General features: G+C 47.2%; 15 protein-coding genes. 9 read left to right on the top strand and 6 right to left on the bottom strand.

Translation table 11 applies throughout. The features are described from left to right. Positions 1–45 precede the first annotated feature (45 nt). Positions 46–2,166, top strand: coding sequence for a type IA DNA topoisomerase (locus FSB84_RS26555; protein ID WP_130540863.1), 2,121 nt, complete (start codon positions 46–48; stop codon positions 2,164–2,166). A 5-nt stretch (positions 2,167–2,171) separates the two neighbouring features. Here FSB84_RS26555 and FSB84_RS26550 read toward each other — a convergent pair whose 3' ends face one another. Continuing rightward, entirely contained in the window at positions 2,172–2,639 is a 468-nt protein-coding gene (locus tag FSB84_RS26550) for an Lrp/AsnC family transcriptional regulator (RefSeq protein ID WP_130540862.1), read from the bottom strand. 151 nt (positions 2,640–2,790) lie between these two features. On the opposite strand from FSB84_RS26550, the gene FSB84_RS26545 reads away from it, so the two are divergent. Both FSB84_RS26545 and FSB84_RS26540 read left to right on the top strand, forming a co-directional pair. Next, positions 2,791–3,429 (top strand): RNA polymerase sigma factor, encoded by a 639-nt coding sequence (locus FSB84_RS26545; RefSeq protein ID WP_158644134.1) that lies wholly within the window; start codon positions 2,791–2,793, stop codon positions 3,427–3,429. A gap of 48 nt (positions 3,430–3,477) precedes the next feature. Next, complete coding sequence (locus tag FSB84_RS26540; protein ID WP_130540860.1) at positions 3,478–3,702, top strand: hypothetical protein; 225 nt, start codon at positions 3,478–3,480, stop codon at positions 3,700–3,702. Between the two features lie 78 nt (positions 3,703–3,780). Here the strand turns inward: FSB84_RS26540 and FSB84_RS26535 are convergent, their stop codons facing one another. After that, entirely contained in the window at positions 3,781–6,219 is a 2,439-nt protein-coding gene (locus FSB84_RS26535) for an alpha/beta hydrolase family protein (protein ID WP_130540859.1), read from the bottom strand. 68 nt (positions 6,220–6,287) lie between these two features. Continuing rightward, complete coding sequence (locus FSB84_RS26530) at positions 6,288–6,974, bottom strand: hypothetical protein (RefSeq protein ID WP_130540858.1); 687 nt, start codon at positions 6,972–6,974, stop codon at positions 6,288–6,290. A gap of 47 nt (positions 6,975–7,021) precedes the next feature. On the opposite strand from FSB84_RS26530, the gene FSB84_RS26525 reads away from it, so the two are divergent. After that, positions 7,022–7,450 carry a VOC family protein gene (locus FSB84_RS26525; RefSeq protein ID WP_130540857.1) on the top strand — a complete coding sequence of 143 codons (429 nt, stop codon included), beginning with the start codon at positions 7,022–7,024 and terminating at the stop codon, positions 7,448–7,450. Here FSB84_RS26525 and FSB84_RS26520 read toward each other — a convergent pair whose 3' ends face one another. Next, the gene (locus tag FSB84_RS26520; protein WP_130540856.1) at positions 7,451–8,347 is read right to left on the bottom strand and encodes a helix-turn-helix domain-containing protein; all 897 of its coding nucleotides are present in this window, start codon (positions 8,345–8,347) and stop codon (positions 7,451–7,453) included. It abuts the gene before it with no gap. A 163-nt stretch (positions 8,348–8,510) separates the two neighbouring features. On the opposite strand from FSB84_RS26520, the gene FSB84_RS26515 reads away from it, so the two are divergent. Then, positions 8,511–9,569 (top strand): NAD(P)-dependent alcohol dehydrogenase, encoded by a 1,059-nt coding sequence (locus FSB84_RS26515; RefSeq protein WP_130540855.1) that lies wholly within the window; start codon positions 8,511–8,513, stop codon positions 9,567–9,569. Between the two features lie 76 nt (positions 9,570–9,645). On the opposite strand, the gene FSB84_RS26510 is transcribed toward FSB84_RS26515, so the two are convergent. Both FSB84_RS26510 and FSB84_RS26505 read right to left on the bottom strand, forming a co-directional pair. Beyond that, positions 9,646–10,080 carry an SRPBCC domain-containing protein gene (locus FSB84_RS26510; protein WP_130540854.1) on the bottom strand — a complete coding sequence of 145 codons (435 nt, stop codon included), beginning with the start codon at positions 10,078–10,080 and terminating at the stop codon, positions 9,646–9,648. A 22-nt stretch (positions 10,081–10,102) separates the two neighbouring features. Continuing rightward, positions 10,103–10,858 (bottom strand): superoxide dismutase, encoded by a 756-nt coding sequence (locus tag FSB84_RS26505; RefSeq protein WP_130540853.1) that lies wholly within the window; start codon positions 10,856–10,858, stop codon positions 10,103–10,105. A 202-nt stretch (positions 10,859–11,060) separates the two neighbouring features. On the opposite strand from FSB84_RS26505, the gene FSB84_RS26500 reads away from it, so the two are divergent. The 4 genes from FSB84_RS26500 to FSB84_RS26485 are packed head-to-tail and all read left to right on the top strand — an operon-like array spanning position 11,061 to position 14,235. Next, on the top strand, positions 11,061–11,447 hold the full coding sequence (locus FSB84_RS26500) for a hypothetical protein (RefSeq protein ID WP_130540852.1): 387 nt from the start codon (positions 11,061–11,063) through the stop codon (positions 11,445–11,447). A 38-nt stretch (positions 11,448–11,485) separates the two neighbouring features. Next, on the top strand, positions 11,486–12,376 hold the full coding sequence (locus tag FSB84_RS26495) for an alpha/beta hydrolase family esterase (protein ID WP_158644133.1): 891 nt from the start codon (positions 11,486–11,488) through the stop codon (positions 12,374–12,376). Beyond that, a complete protein-coding gene (locus FSB84_RS26490; RefSeq protein ID WP_130540850.1) occupies positions 12,373–13,455 on the top strand; it encodes a sensor histidine kinase in 1,083 nt (360 codons plus the stop codon). Before FSB84_RS26495 ends, FSB84_RS26490 begins: the two co-directional genes overlap by 4 nt. Positions 13,456–13,467: 12 nt before the next feature. Beyond that, positions 13,468–14,235, top strand: coding sequence for a LytR/AlgR family response regulator transcription factor (locus tag FSB84_RS26485; RefSeq protein WP_130540849.1), 768 nt, complete (start codon positions 13,468–13,470; stop codon positions 14,233–14,235). Positions 14,236–14,252: the final 17 nt, after the last annotated feature.

The raw sequence follows: 14,252 nt of genomic DNA, 5'->3' as shown, positions 1-14,252 counted from the left end.
GATGCTCCAAAAAATTACGACATTTGCCGTTTCTTATTACGGACTATGAAGGTGTGCATTGCTGAAAAGCCCAGTGTGGCGAGGGATATCGCCGACATTATCGGGGCGAAACAACGCAAGGATGGTTATTACGAGGGTAACGGGTACCAGGTCACCTGGACTTTCGGGCATTTCTGTACCCTCAAGGAACCGCACGATTACACCGAACAATGGAAGTTCTGGCGACTGGAAGACCTGCCCATGATACCTTCTAACTTCGGCATCAAGCTCATCGAGAATGCCGGTGTACAAAAACAGTTCAAGGTAATAGAACAACTGGTGCAGCAATGCGAAGAAGTGATCAACTGTGGGGACGCAGGCCAGGAAGGTGAGCTCATCCAGCGATGGGTATTGCTCAAAGCACAATGTTCTGCGCCGGTAAAAAGACTTTGGATCTCCTCCCTCACAGAAGACGCTATCCGCGAAGGTTTCCAGAAACTGAAAGACGCAGATCAATACAATAATCTTTATGCCGCAGGTAGTGCCCGCGCTATTGGCGACTGGCTCCTTGGCATGAATGCCACCCGGCTTTTCACCAAAAAATTTGCACAGGGCAAAACAGTGCTGTCTATCGGTAGGGTACAAACGCCAACACTGGCGATGATTGTGGCGCGACAGAAAGAGATCAACGCTTTTGTGTCTGAAGAATACTGGGAGCTCAAGACCATCTACCGAGAAACCGAATTCACGGCCACTATCGATCGCATCAAAGTACTGGAGAGGGCAGAGAAAGGACTGGCTTATCTGAAAGAACATCCCTTTGAGATCACCAGTTTCGAGAGGAAGGAGGGAAAAGAAGGAAATCCACGCCTGTTTGATCTTACAGCGTTGCAGGTGGAAGCCAATAAGAAATTCGCTTACTCGGCAGATGATACGCTCAAATACATACAGAATCTCTACGAGAAAAAGATGGTCACCTATCCCAGGGTAGATACCACTTACCTGTCGGAAGACCTGCATCCGAAGATCGAAGGGATCATGAAGGACCTTACGCCTTATGCTGCACTTACTGCACCGATCCTTGCGCAACCGATCCCCAAACTCAAAACGGTGTTCGATGATAAGAAAGTGACGGACCACCACGCCATCATTCCCACTGGTATTTTTCCTTCCAATCTCAACCTGGAAGAGAAAAGGATTTACGACCTGGTGGCGAGAAGGTTCATTGCTGCATTCTATCCTGAATGTAAGATCGCCAATACCACTGTGCTCGGAAAAGTTGGACAAGTGGAATTCAAGGCAACGGGAAAACAGATACTGGAACCAGGCTGGAAAGAAGTTTATGCCAACGATACGGCTCCCAAAAAAGAAGGGGAAGAGGAGGAAAAGATCTTGCCCGTATTCACAGCTGGTGAAACCGGTCCGCATACCCCGAGGGTACACCAGGGAAAAACAACTCCGCCGAAAGCCTTTACCGAAGCCAGTTTGCTGAGAGCGATGGAAACAGCCGGGAAGCAGGTGGATGATGAAGAGATGCGCGAGCTCCTGAAGGACAACGGCATTGGCCGTCCATCCACCCGTGCGAATATCATCGAAACACTCTTTCGCCGGAAGTATATCGAAAAAAAGAAAAAGAACATCTTTGCCACGCAAACCGGCATCGATCTTATAGATACCATTCAGACTGAATTACTGAAAAGCCCGGAACTAACGGGTATCTGGGAACGAAAACTCCGCCTCATTGAAAAAGGGGAATATACCATCGATACCTTCAAGCAGGAACTGATCCAGATGGTGATCGACCTCACAGTGGAAGTGAAAACGGCTAATTACAAAGTGATCGCCATTGCTGAAAAGCCTGCGCCACCTGCGGAAGAAAAGAAGAAAGAGGCAAAACCCAAAGAGCCTAAGAAAGCGGTGGTGATTGAAGAACAGCAATGCCCTAAATGCAAGGAGCATCCGCTGAAAAAAGGAAATACTGCATATGGATGCGCCAACTTCAAAGTATGTGGCTTCAAACTACCTTTCGAGATCTTCGGAAAGAAGCTGACCGAAAAACAAATTGCTGACCTGCTTGCCAAAGGGAAGACCTCGAAGATAAAAGGATGGAAACTGCCGGGAACTGAAGGCGAAGCGGAAGGAAAGCTGGTGCTTAATGCAGGTTTTGACTTCGAAATAGAAAAATAGAAAAATCAAATTGGATAAGCCGTGATGCTTTTCGTTTCAGACAATACGAAAAAGCTTTGCACGGTGGTGATATTGGGCAGCTTTGCCAGTTTGTTGCGATAGAAATCATGGTAAGCGTCCATATCACTGGTAGCTATCCTGAGAATGAAATCGAAAGTTCCGGTCATCTGGAAACATTCCATCACTTCAGGGAATTTGCTTACTTCCCTTTCAAACGTAGCCAGCGTTTCTGCGGTATGATCGTGCAGGAGCACCTGCGAGAATGCGATCAGGCTTTTGTTGATCTTCTTCCTGTCCAGGATTGCCACCACTCGTTTGATATATCCCTGTTCCTTCAGTCTGCGTACCCTTTCATGAACAGTGGCAACCGACTTGTTAAGTTGAGAAGCGATTTCCTTATTGGTTAAGGAGGCATCTTTCTGGAGTATCCGGAGGATGTTGAGATCAAACACATCTAATTCAGCCTGGGCCATGGTGTAAAAAAGAATAATTGAAAGATGGAAAAACAAACAATTCCGGATAAAATTACGGAAAAATGACCTTTTTCCATAAAATTTACGGTATTTGGGGCTTGCTATTGGAATAAATATGGGTACTCCGCAACTTTATGGAAACGTACAAGCGATGCCAGTAATGTATACATCACCCGCTGCGGAGAGCAGTTCATACAATGAACAGGAGTTACTGTTAAGAGTGGCGAAAGGCGACCAGCAGGCATTTTCGCGCATCGTTGAACGTTATGCATCGCTGATCAGTATGCATATGTCTGTTCGCGTGAAAGACACCATGCAGGCGGAAGAAGTGATGCAGGATATTTTGATGAGCATCTGGAAGTACCGCGATAAGCTGCCGGAGATGCAAAACTTCCCGGGCTTCGTTTATATCGTTACAAAGAACAAAGTAAAGAATCAACTGAAGCGGAGAGACGCCATCATGCCGGAGTTGACCGAAGAACGGGTTGAGCAATCCCTGGCTGCTTCAGACTCAGGGATGGAGGTGAAGGAGTTGAGAGCGATCCTGTACCGTGCTATCGAGATGCTGCCACAGAAGAGAAAGGAAGTATTCAAAATGAGCCGGCTGGAAGGGTTCAGCATTGATGAGATAGCTGAGAAACTGAAATTATCCAGGAATACCATCAGGGAACATATCCGCGAAGCGCTTGCTTTCTTAAGAGGCTGCATTCCTCCCTGTTTCCTATACACGGATTACTGTTCCTGCGTTACTGCCTCAAAAGAAACCAGCGCTGCCAGGTTGGTTGCCTAGATCTTTTTGTACATTTTATGGTTGTACATTTGCAGCAAATAAGCATTCATGGAAGATTATGTAATTGTTGTGAATAAGATCGAAGAGCTGCAGACCATCAAAGACAGGCAGGAACTGGAACTCATCTTTGAAAGAGCGAAACGTACCATCATCGGTGGCCAGGAAGTGATCCTCGTAAGGCAGAACAGCGATGGACAACAATACAGGTTCGAGACTTATTCCAACGAACATGATTTTGAAGAATACAGGAAGCAGGTTTTTCGCTTTTTGTAATGAATGATCATATAAAACAATAAACGCCTTCAGATCTGACTCTGAAGGCGTTTATTGTTTTATGCTTTTCTATCTTTCCTAAAATGATCTCTTCTTTTCCTCATTTCCACTTTTTCCCGCATTCTTCACATATTTCTCCAGCCATGCATTTTGTTCGTACAGCATATGCAGGAGGTTTTCCTTTCCACGGTAACCATGTGCTTCATAAGGCAGCGTAACATAACGGACGATACCGCCATGGCCTTTCACGGCATTGAACAAACGCTCGCTCTGTATGGGGAAAGTGCCGGGATTATCGTCCATTTCTCCGTGGATGAGGAGCATGGGCGTTTTGATCTTATCGGCATAACTGAAGGGGCTCATGGAAAAATACAGATCAGGCGCCTGCCAGTAGGTGCGGTCTTCATTCTGAAAGCCGAAGGGCGTAAGTGTTCGGTTATAAGCACCGCTGCGCGCGATGCCTGCCTTGAACAGGTTCGTATGTGCCAGCAGGTTAGCCGTCATAAAAGCGCCGTAACTATGACCGCCAATGCCAACACGGTTCCTGTCGCCCACACCAAGTTCCGCCAGTTTATTGATGGCGGCCTCTGCGTTCATCTTTAGCTGGTCCACGAAATTATCATTGGGTTTCTTACTGGAATCGGTGGCTACGACAGGCATTTCTGCATTATCTAAAACTGCATAGCCCTGAGTTACCCAGAACACGGGCCCTCCGTAGCTGACCATCGTGAACTTATCTTCGGAGCCGCGGATCTGTGCTGCATCGGCGGCAGAGTTGAATTCGCGGGGATAGGCCCACATGAGCACGGGGAGCGGCCCGTCTTTCTTAGGATCGTAGTTTTTGGGAAGATAGAGATCGCCGCTGAGGTCTACACCATCAGCCCTCTTGTAAGTGATCTTTTGTTTGCTGATACCTTCCAGTTGTGGATAGGGGTTGGTGAAATGGGTGATGGGCTGGTCTGCGATGCGGAGCACCAGGTTTTTGATGAAGTAATTTGGCATGTCTTTCTGCGATTCCCGGCGGGTGAGCAATACCAATTTATCTGCATCGGGAATATCCGTCACGTATTCGAAACTTCCTTCGGGGCAGCGCCAGATGATCTCGCTCTTTTTTGTGGCGAGATCGAATTTGGCAATGAAGGGGAGATCGCCTTTGGGTGAGCTGCCCACCGGATTGTTCATCAGTATTTTTGTATTGTTGTCGGTCAGCCTGATCACGCTTCGTCCATATTTATTCTTTTCTGTAACAGGATTGCCTGGATTCCCGTAAGCATCTGTGGAATTTCTTTCCAGCAATGTTTCGAGCTGACCGGTGGATGGATCGAACCGGCTCATGCGGACGGACTGTTTACCGGCAAGCCTTTCGTTGACGAGTGCGAATTTTTCATTGCTCCAGCTGATGCCGGAAAATCTCCAGCTTGTTTTGAATAATTCTTTTGTTTCGCCGGTGAAGGGAGCGCTCAGCGCATATACGGCATCGTGATAATCTGATTTTCTTTTATAGATACCACTGTCCAGCGGTTCGCACCAGGTAATGGTGGCTGCTTCATCATCGCGCCAGTTGAAATTGCGGGGAGCATTCAATACATTATCGTAGCCTGAGGGAGAGAGTTCGGAAGAAGGAAGCTCAGCCAGCGTTTTGATGATCTTCCCGTTGAGATCCGTTATGTACACTGTGGAGTTGAACCCGTTTGCGGGCACCAGGTAGGAGAAGGGTTTGCTGATCACGCGGGTGAGCAGGAATTTTTTGTCGGGTGATACGCTGTACATTGTGTAGATAGCGGGTTTCCCGATTTTCGTTTCAACTCCATTTACATTTTTTACCAGTTGTACAGTACTGTAAAAAGCGAATAACTGTTCATCGTATGGGGATCTGATCAGGTCCTGGTAAGTACGGCTGGGCGCCACTTTTCCGAGATTCTGCTGAATGGCGGGCCCGGAAGGCATCAATGACCTCACTGGTGCGGCGGATGCAGGTTGCAAAGTTGTTTTGTAAAGGACCGTATTGTTGTCCATCCAGGTGAATTCCTGTCCCAGCACAACATTCAGTGGTTGCTTATTCAGTTTGGTGGCTTTACGCGTGGCGATGTCGATCACATAAAGGTCAACGTTCTTATTGGTGGTATTGGTGAACGCGATCTTTTTTTCATCGGGGCTCCATGCAATATTTCCGGCCAGCATATTCAGCGGTAATCCGGATACAGGATATTCTTTTCCTGCTTTGATATCTTTCAATCTGAAATTGTTGATGAAATTCTGACGGCTTGGCGCATAATTATTGGGATTGATCCTTTGCCCGGCGATTCTCAGTTCAGGTTGGGCCAGTTCTTCAACGGAGGGATAGCTGTTGCGCTCCATCAGGAGCATCCAGTTGGCTTTGCCATCGATGCTCACGGCAGGAGCAGGTTTGGCCAGCAGGAGGTCTGCAATTGCCCGGGGAGGCGTTTTGTAGCCATCCTCCTGGGCAAATCCGAAATGAACGGTCAGGATACTGATGAATAGCAGGAGTTTTCTCATGTGCGGTGCTGTTTGTGAATAATAGAATAATGGAATTCGACGACAGGAAGTGGCGGAACTTTCGCTGGTCAGAAACCGTAAGCTACGAACCTGTCCCTGTACTCGCCTTTCACGATCCGCCAGATCACAAGATAGCCTCCGGCGCCGTCGCTGTTCATGGCGTGAATGTAAAGAATGTCCTGCCTTCTGTCGTAATTCACCGATGTTTTATTGAAGTTCGGTTCGAAGAGGTCAGCAAATTCTCCTGCGGGCACAATCGTTTTCCGGCTTCCTGTTTGTATCTCGATAGATTGATAAGCAGTGTTGGGCATATTGCCATCAGTGCCAAATGGAAGTTTACCATTGATCAATTCAACAATGCCGGGATATTCAGTGGAAAAGAACAGTTTATTTTTTGGCCGGTAAAAAGGTTGCGAGCGGATGGTGATGCTGAGGGAATCTTTTCCGAAGGAAAGCTGGTGGGGCTGTGATGACAGTTGGGTGATCTTCTCATATTGCTCCACCATGATCAGCCGGTTCCTGTAAATGTAGCCGGTAAGGGAGGCGCCGTTCTTTATATAATCGATATTCACCCAGTTGCCATCGTTTTCCATACAATAGACCAGGTGTCCGTTCTGCAATGAATCTTCGATATTATCAGCGATGGTAGCGGAGGTGCGGATATTTGCCTGTCCATCCTTGTCGGCAATAAATGCAAATTGAGAAAGTGCCGGCCGGGCAGCGCAGCAGAGAATAAGCAACAAGAAAATTTTCATTAGGGTCGGGATTTGGTAAATTAGGGTACGCAAAAATAATTAAGATTATGGAACCAATAACAGCAGTTCGACCTGCTATTGCAGGAATGTGTCCATATATTCAGGTTTTTGATATGCCTTTGTCGTTGCAATTCTATAGAGATGTAGTAGGATTTGTAGTGTCGCAAAGTTCGGGAGCGGATGATGACGTGGATTGGGTGTTATTGCAGCTGGGAGAGAGCTGGTTGATGCTGAACACGATCTATGAGAAAGATGACCGGCCCCCAAAGCCTGATCCTGCGCGTGCTGCAGGACATGAGGACACGGCCTTCTTTTTCAGTTGCCGGGATCTCGACCTGATGTATACTTACCTGGTAAGTAAAAATGTAAAAGTGACATCGCCCTTTAAAACCGGTTATGGTTTCAAAGCCATCAACCTGAAAGATCCTGATGGATATGGCCTCACATTCCACTGGCCATTGGAGGAAGGGAAATGATCAGTTGAGGTTCCTGTATTCGTTTGGTGTATGGCCCACGCGTTTTTTGAACAGCCTGGTGAAGTGCTGCGGATATTTGAATCCCAGTTCATAGGCGATCTCGCTGACAGATTTGCTTGTGTCTATTATTCTCTCTTTGGCAATATCCATCAACTTCAGTTGAATATATTCCTGTGCAGTTTTACCGGTTTCTTTTTTTACAAGATCCCCAAAATAATTAGCCGAGAGGTTAAGCTCCTGTGCAAAATAACTCACGGACGGAAGACCTTCCTGTTGCTTCTTTTCTGAATGGAAATAATCATGTAACAATTCACTGAATTTTTCCACTGCGCCCTTATGTGCATTGTCGCGGGTAATGAACTGACGGTCGTAGAAACGGGAGCAGTAGTTGAGGAAGAGCTCGATATTGGAAACGATGAGTGTTTTAGTGTGCTTGTCCACGCCGCGCCTCAGCTCCATATCGATATTGGTAAAGCAGTCCACCACTATCTTTCTTTCCTGTTCGGAGAGATGCAGGGCTTCATGGACCTCGTAGGAGAAGAATGTGAAATCATGGATACGGCGGCCCAGATTGGTGCCACGGATAAGGTCGGGATGAAAGACCAGCGCATAGCCTTGTGGCTGGTAGCTGCCGGTCCTGCTGGTGATGCTGATCACCTGTCCGGGCGCCATGAAAACCAGGGTGCCGTCCTGGTAATCGTACTTATGTTTGCCGTACCGGATATCGCCGCAGACCACATCTTTCAGAAAAATGGTATAGAAACCCATGTTCATTTTTCCATGGCAGAAAGGTCCGGATTTGGAAAAATCCACCACAGAAACCAACGGGTGCAGGGTCTCATTGTTGACGAGTGCGTTGTATTGGCTGATTGTATCGTATCTTAGTATTTCTTCCATAGTGCATTCATTGCTGCGGATCAAAATTAGCATTTAGCATCTTGTCTTAACGTAAACAACATACCAATCAGTGATTTTGGTAGGGAAAGCCGTAATTGGTATAAAGGCCGGATGAAGGAATCTGTTCACTTTTGTATTTATTATCAATCAAACATATCCAACAATGGAAAAGTTCAAAGTAAAAGCATACGGAACGGAGGCGGCAGACGCCCCGTTGGGTCAGATGGATATTCACAGAAGGGAGGCACAGGAGAAAGATGTGGAGATCGATATTCTGTTCTGCGGCGTTTGTCACTCGGACCTGCACGTTGCCAGAAGTGACTGGGGGCCTTCCAGCTACCCGGTTGTTCCTGGTCATGAGATCGTGGGAAGGGTTACCAAAGTTGGCGGTGGCGTAACCAAATTCAAAGTGGGTGATCATGTTGCTGTTGGCTGTATGGTAGACTCCTGCCGGGTTTGCGAGAGTTGCAAAAAAGACCTGGAGCAATATTGCATTCCAGGTTTCACCGGAACTTATGGCGCGCCGGACAAACACCTGGGTGGACATACCTTTGGCGGTTATTCCGAAAAAGTAGTGGTTGATGAACATTTCGTTCTGAAGATGCCTGATAATCTTGATCTGGCGGCAGCTGCGCCACTGCTCTGTGCAGGCATCACAACCTGGAGCCCGCTCCGGCACTGGAATGCAGGCAAAGGCAGTAAAGTAGCCGTAGTTGGTCTGGGTGGTCTGGGCCATATGGCTATCAAACTGGCAAAAGGTCTGGGCGCGGATGTTACACTTTTTTCGCGTTCTCCGAACAAGGAGAAAGATGCGCTGGACCTGGGAGCGAACCAGGTGGTGATCTCCACAGATGAGCAACAAATGGAATCTGTCAGAGGAAAATTCGATCTTATTATCGATACCGTTCCCTATGTGCATGATCTGAATCCTTACGTGTCTACTCTGGGAGTGAACGGTACGCTGGTGGTAGTGGGTTATCTTGGTCCTTTAGAGCCGATGCTCAACACTGTTCCAATGATCATGGGAAGGAAATCTGTTGCTGGTTCCGTGATCGGCGGTATTGCTGAAACACAGGAGATGCTTGATTTCTGTGGTAAGCACAATATCGTTTCTGAGATCGAGAAGATCAATATCCAGGACATCAACAAGGCATATGAGCGTATGCTGAAAAGCGACGTGCGATACAGGTTCGTGATAGATATGAATTCGTTGAAGAAATAATGAAAAAACAAAACAGCAATCAGAAGAGGGCTTCCGGTTTTTCCGGAAGCCCTCTTTTTGAATATTCATCTATGGGTTATGCGCGGGCTTCAGCAAGTTCCTTGATCTTGTCGCCTGCCGCCTGCAGAAATTCTTCTGAAGCTTCTACATAGTTGGGTGCTTTATCGCCCAGCGCTTCGAAATCTCCTACAGTAATTTTCAGTACTGTCTGGTTTTGCCGGTTGATGATGCGGTAATGGTAGGCAATATCATAAGCCGAAGGTGGTGAAGGCCATCGCGTAACATACAAATCTGTTCTCAATTCACTTTCCGGCTCAAATACTGTTACCGTTATACTGCTCTGGTGGCCGTCTTCCAGGTCCCAGATCAGCTTGCTGCCCAGACTCAGTTTGCTGTCTGTAAAACTGCCGGGCACATCATCCCACAGATTTATGTAGGCTGCATCAGTCAGCACCTGCCAGATCTTTTCTACCGGTGCATCGATGGGTATGTCCCGTTCTACCGTATTCATATTGTATCGTTTTACATTTTATTTATGCTTTGGCAAACCTTTGCTGTATATAATCCCAGTTGACGGCGTTCCACCAGGCTGAAACGTAGTCGGGGCGCTTGTTTTGGTACTTCAGGTAATAGGCGTGCTCCCAAACATCGAGACCGAGAACGGGGAATCCTTTCAGGTCTGAAATATCCATCAGGGGATTGTCCTGGTTCGGTGTGGAACCGATCACCAGCTTCTTATCATTGGTAAGTACCAGCCAGGCCCAGCCGCTGCCGAACCTTGTTTTGGCAGCTTCATTGAACTGGTTCTGAAATGCTTCAACTGAGTTGAAATCTTTTTTGATCTGATCGGCGAGCGGACCCGAGGGAGCGTTGCCTTCAGCAGGAGTTCTTAAAGACCTCCAGAAGAGTTCATGATTGTAATGCCCGCCTGCATTGTTTCTCATTTTGGCGGAGTATTTGGAAATGCCTGCAAGCAATCCGGGAACGGTGATGCTGCCGGTGTTCACATTTTCATCTTTCACTGCTTCGCCCAGACTTTTGGCATATGCTGCAGCGTGTTTGGAATAATGGATCTCCATGGTTAGCGCATCCACCACAGGCTCGATAGCATTGTATGCATATTTCAGCGGCTGCTGCGTCCATGTAATGTCTCCATCTGCATCGCCTCCGGCCGTTTCGCCGGCGCAGGCAACGGAAGATAAGAAAGGAATTGCAATGGAAGTGGAGAGGGCAGCCTTGCCTACATTCTTGATGAAAAGCCTGCGGGTTGGATTGAAGTTGCTGTTCATGACGACAATTTTATGATGAAGGTATGTGGCGATTCCTACCCGTTAACAATCCTGAGCCGGGAAGGTTGACGCCAATCAGCTTGAATCCGCAAAGATGTTGCCAGCCACCTACGCTTCAGGTTCAAATTTCCCCGTCTCCCTGTTTATGGCCTTGTGACGGGGCCTCTTGTTGCTTTATTTCGGGGTAATAAAAAATCAAACAATGAAAAAGATCGTAAAGTTCCTGGCCATGATCATCGTTTTCATAATCGTTGCGGCAGTGGCCAGCGCACAAACAGGCAAGGGCAAACTGAATGAAGAGCAGAAGAAAGAATTGATGGAAAAAATGGAAAACTATAAAACCAAACTGAACCTTTCGGAAGAACAGCAGTCGAAGGTGGAAAAGATCAATGAGGATTTCTTTGCGGAATTATCAGAACTAAAAGAGGCCGGTGGTTCCAAACTCAGCAGGTATAAACGTTTCAGGGAGGCAAAGAGTAAAAAGGACAAAAAGATGAAAGAAGCGCTGACACCGGATCAGTACAAAATTTACCAGCAGATGCAATCGGAGATGAAGAAGGAACTGAAATCGAAAAGAGGATCGAAATAATGGAGGGTATTGAGATGAAAAGTATGTTTATCTGTGTCATGATTTCCGTTTTATCGATCTGTTGCAAAAAGGATGAAAATAATAGTCAGCTGCACCGGTTCCAGGGTACGTTGCTTATCGATGGATGGGAGAGGACTTACCTGGTGAACCTGCCTCCAACTTATTACAGCAACAATGTCAGTCGCCCGCTGGTACTGGCCCTTCATGGAACGGGTGGCAGCGCCTCACAGTTTGAGAAAGACTATTCATTTACAGAAAAAGCGAACAGGGAAAATTTTGTGGTGGTGTATGCAGACGGGATCAGAAAACAGGATGGCCCCTTTGGCATTCGCACCTGGAATGCAGGATCCTGCTGTGATTACGCGGCTTATGCAAATATCGGGGATACCAGATTCCTCAGTACGCTGATCGATTCCTGCAGCAACCGGTTCAATATCGATAAAAAACGGGTGTATGTAACCGGGATGTCTAACGGTTCCATGATGGCTTACAGGCTGGCGGCGGAAATACCGGATAAGATTGCGGCCATTGCATGCGTCAGCGGTAATATGGTATTTATGAAGGACCCGGCGCGGAAGGCTGCTGTGCCCTTGTTGCATATTCATTCAATGATCGATACAAAAGTTCCCTTCAATGGAGGAACGGGCCTTGGCAATTATCATTTTCCACCTGCAATGGAAGGCATACATTATTTCGCTGCGCAGAATGCATGTGATACTAACAGTACAGAAGAGATTTTTGATGGTTATGTAAAAAGATATTGGAAGAACGGTACCGGCGCAACGCTGGTGGAGTGCTATCTTACAACTGATGGCGGACATTCCTGGCCTGGTGCGCCAACGCATCGGCCGAGGGCAGACCCGCCATCGGAAAGGATCGATGCCAATTCAATGATCTGGAATTTCTTTAAACGATTCTCTCTTCCATGATGCCAACATCGATGAAGCAACAGGATGCTCAATTGCAGCACCATAAAATAAGGATCATCCTGCTGGCTGCCACCGCCATCGCAGTATTTATGGCCCTGCCCCGCCTGGCCATTATTTTATATGTCCGTTCCTTACCTTTTTCCCTTGCAGCCAGTCAGCAATCATGGACCGATTTCTTTTTAAAATTTATTTTCGGTTGGTTGGTGGCGTTAGTTTTCCTTTTTCTCAATACATCACGGAAACGGTTGAGCGCAGGCAGCCTCGCCGTTGAACTGGGGAATTTCCGGCAAAGGCTGTTGCTCAACCTCTTCCTGTTTGTTGTGGTGAGATGGCTGGCAATGTTGTTGGGACTGGATGGAGCAGGGTTTGCATTCAATGAGAAATTTTACGGCTTCCTGCTGAATATTACGCTGATACTGGAGATCTGTTTTTGCATACTGGTTGCGGAAGCATATATGCTGGTAATGAAGAACCAGGCTATGAAACTCAGGAATGAGATCCTGCAGAAGATCAATGCAGAGTCTTCTTTCGAAGCGCTGAAGAACCAGGTGAATCCGCATTTCCTGTTCAACTCTCTCACGGCCATCAGCTCAATGATGGATACAGACAGGGAAGCGGCCAAACATTTTCTGAACAATATGTCGCAGGTTTATCGCTATGTGTTGCAAAGCCAGCAGGCGCCGCTGGTGAGCTTCCGTGAAGAGCTTGCATTTTCCATGGCCTGGGTGAATATGATGCGTGAGCGGTATAACAACCGCTTCAGTCTTGAAACAAATATCGAAGCTTTGAGCCTGACCAGGCAATTGCCGCCGATGGCCCTGCAAACGCTTGTGGAGAACGCATTCAAGCATAATGTAGTGTCTGCTTCGGCCCCGCTTAGCATACAGATCAGCGCCAGAGGGAATGAACTAACGGTAACGAACAATCTGCAGGAGCGTAGTTTCAAAGAGGCGGGTACAGGAACTGGCTTATACAATCTCAACAAACGTTATTTGCATATCTGCGGGCAGGAGATCAGGATCATCCGAAAGGATTCCATTTTTTCTGTTACGTTACCATTGCTGAATGAAGCTTCTTAATTGGTGGAGAATATGAAAATACTGATAGTGGAAGATGAACCACATGCTGCCAGGCAGCTACAGCAGATCATCCTGGAATGCAGACCGCAGGCGGTTATTGCTGCTGTTGCAGAAACGGTGGAACAGGCGGTCCGTTTGCTGCGGGCGCCAGAAGGCTTCGATCTGATCTTCCTGGATATTCACCTGGCAGACGGACATTCCTTTGAGATTTTCAACGTCGTGGATGTGCAAACACCAGTTATCTTCACTACTGCATATGATCAATATGCCATTAAAGCGTTTGAAGTGAATAGTGTTGATTATCTGTTGAAACCTGTGAATTTGGAAATAGTGGAAAAAGCGCTGATGAAATTCGAGAAGCGATGGCAGGAGGCAAAGTCCACTGCTGCTGTGATCGATATTCGGAAATTAAGAGAGCTATTGTTCAGTGGTGCCCGGTACCGGGAGAACTTTCTCATTCCATTCCAGGACAAACTGCTTCCTGTTGCAGTGAAAGATATTGCCTGGTTTGATGTGAGGAACGGCAGGATAGCGGGCACTCAATTCAATAATACCAGCCTGGTGCTGGAGGAGCGCTCGATCGATGAATTGATGGAGCAATTGGATCCCTGGTTATTCTATCGCGCCAATCGTCAATACCTGATCAACCGTTATGCTATAAAAACTGTAACGCATCACTTCAATGGTAAACTCCTGGCTTCCCTGCAGCCTGCTCCCACGGAGCCAGTGATCATCAGCAGGGAAAAAGCTTCCGGTTTCAAAATTTGGATGGGGAGCTGAGTGATGCCGGCAATTCC

Origin of the sequence: Pseudobacter ginsenosidimutans (assembly GCF_007970185.1) — a bacterium.
Taxonomy (GTDB): Bacteria; Bacteroidota; Bacteroidia; order Chitinophagales; family Chitinophagaceae; genus Pseudobacter; species Pseudobacter ginsenosidimutans.
This window is presented reverse-complemented; position numbering and strand designations above follow the sequence as displayed.

Coding starts and splice junctions, on each gene's coding strand:
- FSB84_RS26555 (WP_130540863.1), top strand. CDS start 46: ATGAAGGTGTGCATTGCTGAAAAGCCCAGTGTGGCGAGGGATATCGCC.
- FSB84_RS26550 (WP_130540862.1), bottom strand. CDS start 2,639: ATGGCCCAGGCTGAATTAGATGTGTTTGATCTCAACATCCTCCGGATA.
- FSB84_RS26545 (WP_158644134.1), top strand. CDS start 2,791: ATGCCAGTAATGTATACATCACCCGCTGCGGAGAGCAGTTCATACAAT.
- FSB84_RS26540 (WP_130540860.1), top strand. CDS start 3,478: ATGGAAGATTATGTAATTGTTGTGAATAAGATCGAAGAGCTGCAGACC.
- FSB84_RS26535 (WP_130540859.1), bottom strand. CDS start 6,219: ATGAGAAAACTCCTGCTATTCATCAGTATCCTGACCGTTCATTTCGGA.
- FSB84_RS26530 (WP_130540858.1), bottom strand. CDS start 6,974: ATGAAAATTTTCTTGTTGCTTATTCTCTGCTGCGCTGCCCGGCCGGCA.
- FSB84_RS26525 (WP_130540857.1), top strand. CDS start 7,022: ATGGAACCAATAACAGCAGTTCGACCTGCTATTGCAGGAATGTGTCCA.
- FSB84_RS26520 (WP_130540856.1), bottom strand. CDS start 8,347: ATGGAAGAAATACTAAGATACGATACAATCAGCCAATACAACGCACTC.
- FSB84_RS26515 (WP_130540855.1), top strand. CDS start 8,511: ATGGAAAAGTTCAAAGTAAAAGCATACGGAACGGAGGCGGCAGACGCC.
- FSB84_RS26510 (WP_130540854.1), bottom strand. CDS start 10,080: ATGAATACGGTAGAACGGGACATACCCATCGATGCACCGGTAGAAAAG.
- FSB84_RS26505 (WP_130540853.1), bottom strand. CDS start 10,858: ATGAACAGCAACTTCAATCCAACCCGCAGGCTTTTCATCAAGAATGTA.
- FSB84_RS26500 (WP_130540852.1), top strand. CDS start 11,061: ATGAAAAAGATCGTAAAGTTCCTGGCCATGATCATCGTTTTCATAATC.
- FSB84_RS26495 (WP_158644133.1), top strand. CDS start 11,486: ATGATTTCCGTTTTATCGATCTGTTGCAAAAAGGATGAAAATAATAGT.
- FSB84_RS26490 (WP_130540850.1), top strand. CDS start 12,373: ATGATGCCAACATCGATGAAGCAACAGGATGCTCAATTGCAGCACCAT.
- FSB84_RS26485 (WP_130540849.1), top strand. CDS start 13,468: ATGAAAATACTGATAGTGGAAGATGAACCACATGCTGCCAGGCAGCTA.